Source organism: Streptomyces sp. NPDC025618 (assembly GCF_055558795.1).
In genome coordinates, this window is the sequence record NZ_JBVHLW010000061.1 from 1 (window position 1) to 2,899 (window position 2,899).

Annotated in this window: 2 protein-coding genes; both read left to right on the forward strand. The window is 75.3% G+C overall.

Annotated elements, in window-relative coordinates:
- Positions 1 to 101 precede the first annotated feature (101 nt).
- Positions 102 to 1,460: a SufS family cysteine desulfurase gene (locus ACZ4A5_RS29585; protein ID WP_467590862.1), complete on the forward strand. Its 1,359-nt coding sequence runs from the start codon at positions 102 to 104 to the stop codon at positions 1,458 to 1,460.
- A gap of 278 nt (positions 1,461 to 1,738) precedes the next feature.
- Positions 1,739 to 2,761: a hypothetical protein gene (locus ACZ4A5_RS29590; protein WP_467590865.1), complete on the forward strand. Its 1,023-nt coding sequence runs from the start codon at positions 1,739 to 1,741 to the stop codon at positions 2,759 to 2,761.
- Positions 2,762 to 2,899: the final 138 nt, after the last annotated feature.

Genomic DNA, 2,899 nt, shown 5'->3' on the forward strand with positions numbered 1-2,899 from the left:
CGGCCGTGCAGCCGCGGTCCAGGAGCGCCGAGGCGGCCGCCTGACCGCCCTCCAGGCTGAAGAGCGAGTGCTGCACCGACTCCGCCGCCTCGGCCCCCGCCATGCCCCCGCCGCCCGTCACGGGCGCGGCCCCGCAGCCGCCGGGCGCGGCCACCGGAGCGTTCCCCACCGCGGCGCCGCGGCCGCCCGCCGCCCCGGCCGGCGCGCAGCTCCCGGCCGGTGGCGCGGCCACCCGCGGCGGGCGGTTCACGCCCGAGGCCGCCCGTCAGGACGTGCCCATCCTCCAACGGCCCGTCAACGGCCGCCCCCTGATCTGGCTGGACAACGGCGCCACCACGCAGAAGCCCCGCCGGGTCATCGAGGCCCTGGCCTCCTTCTACGCCACCGCCAACTCCAACATCCACCGCGGGGCCCACACCCTGGCCCGCGAGGCCACCGACCTCTACGAGGGCGGCCGCGCGGCCGTCGCCGGATTCCTCGGCGCACCGTCCCCGGACACCGTCGTCTTCACCCGCGGCACCACCGAGGCCGTCAACCTCGTCGCCCAGACCTGGGGACGCGCCAACCTCGGCCCCGGCGACGAGATCCTCGTCTCCACGCTGGAGCACCACTCGAACATCGTCCCCTGGCAGATGATCGCCAAGGAACGCCGCGCCCGCGTGCTGCCGATCCCCCTGCTGCCCGACGGCAGCATCGACCAGAACGCCTACGCCGACCTGCTCTCCTGCCGCACCCAGCTCGTCGCGGTCAGCCACGCGTCGAACGTCCTCGGCACCGTCCCGCCCGTGCGCGAGATGGCCGCGCTCGCACACCGCTACGGCGCCAAGGTCCTCGTCGACGGCGCCCAGGCCGTCGCCCACTTCCCGGTGGACGTCCAGGCCCTGGACGCCGACTTCTACGCCTTCTCCGGCCACAAGCTGTACGGGCCCACCGGCATCGGCGCCCTCTTCGCCAGACCGGAGATCCTGGCGGGCATGCCCCCGTGGCAGGGCGGCGGCAACATGATCGACTCGGTCTCCTTCGACCAGGTCACCTACGCGCCCGTGCCGCACCGTTTCGAAGCGGGCACCGGGCACATCTCCGGCGTCGTCGGGCTCAAGGCCGCCATCGACTGGCTGACCTCCTTCGACCGGAACGCGGTCGCCGCCTACGAGACCGCGCTGCTCGGCTACGCCCAGCAGGTCCTCGTCACGGTCCCCGGACTGGAGATCCTGGGCGCCGCCCCGGAGAAGATCGCCGTACTCACCTTCACCCTCGCCGGCCACGACCCCACCGACATCGCCCGCCACCTCGACCGGGCCGGCATCGCCATCCGCGCGGGCCACCACTGCGCCCAGCCCTCGCTGCGCCACTACGGCCTGGAGGCCGCGGCGCGCGCCTCGCTCGCGCTGTACAACACGGCCGAGGAGGTGGACGAACTGGTCGCCGCCCTCCGGCAGTTGCGGGCGCAGGGCGTCTAGTCCGGCCCCGTGCGGCCCTCGCCCGCCCCCGGTGCGCCCGGTGACGCGCCGGGGCGGGCGCCGCGCGCCCGACGGGCGCCCTCCGCACGCCCCCTCGGCAACACGCCGTGCGTCCGCAGGAATTCGCGGTATTTCGCGCGGCAGAGGGAACCATCAGCTACAGAACGCAATCTCTGAAGCCAGAGACGTACGAGTGTGCGTACAAACCCGGACGCAGGGGGCGGTACATGACACAGAGAGTCGCACGGCGGCGGTGGCGGGGCGCGAGGAGCGCCGCCGTGGGATCCGCGCTGGCGCTGACGGCGGGGCTGGCCCTCGTCGCCGGGACGGCGGGACAGGCCGCGGCCATACCGGCCGCGGGCACGAAGGCGACGGAGGGCTGCGGCGACGCCCAGGTGTCCGCCGCGCAGGCCGCCAGAGCCGCCGCGGACACCGTCCTGCCCACGCGGGCCGCGACCGGCTCCACCACGGAGAAGATCGCCTACAGCCTCCCGGGCCAGGCGCCCATCGGGCTGTGGACCCACTCCGGCGTCACCCTGCGCACGCCGGTCACCAAGGGCACCGTGCGCCTCGACGTCGACAGCCACGGCTTCGACACCGACTCCCTGTCCGTCCAGCGCTATGTGCCGGAAACGCACCGCTGGGTCGACCTCGACACCGGCCCCAGCGCACCGGGCACCCCGCAGCACGGCGTCTTCACCTTCCCGGTCACCGCCGCGGCGAGCCCCGAGCACCCCTACACCGTGGCCCTGCGCCTCCAGGACCTCGACCGGCCCGGCACCTTCACCGTCACCCCCTCCCTGCGGGACGGCAAGGGCCACACCTACCGCGGCCCCGCCCGTACGGCCAAGGCCACCCGCCCCGCCGTCTCCGTCAGCGGCTGGCAGCAGCACACCACCCTCACCCGCGGCGGCCCCGCGGGCGAGGTCACCGTCACCGTGAAGAACACCACCGACCGGGCCTATCCCGCGCTCGGCGCCGCCTACTTCGCCTACGGCGGGGGTACCGGCCACGCCCTCACCCCGAAGGACCTCGTCCTCCAGCAGTACCGGGCCGGGCACGGCTGGGAGCGCGTCGACCTCGTACCCAGCGGCTGCGACCCGGGCATGAGCGCCGCGCTGCGCGCCACCTCGAAGAAGCCGCTCGCCCCCGGCCAGAGCGCCGTCTACCGCCTGCGGGTGGCCGTCGCCTCCTCCGCGCCCCGCGATGTGACCAGCGCGGAAGCCGGGGTGTCGGTGAGCAACGGCGACCAGTCGTTCTTCTCGCAGCAACTCCCCTTCGCCATCAAGGGCAAGAAGTGAGCTCCGGAGAGCGGTGACCGGACAGGGCGGGGGGGGGGGGGGGGGGGGGGGGGGGGGGGGGGGGGGGGGGGGGGGGGGGGGGGGGGGGGGGGGGAGGGGGGGGGGGGGGGAGAGGGGGGGGGGGGGGGGGGGGGATCT

Coding starts and splice junctions, on each gene's coding strand:
- ACZ4A5_RS29585 (WP_467590862.1), top strand. CDS start 102: ATGCCCCCGCCGCCCGTCACGGGCGCGGCCCCGCAGCCGCCGGGCGCG.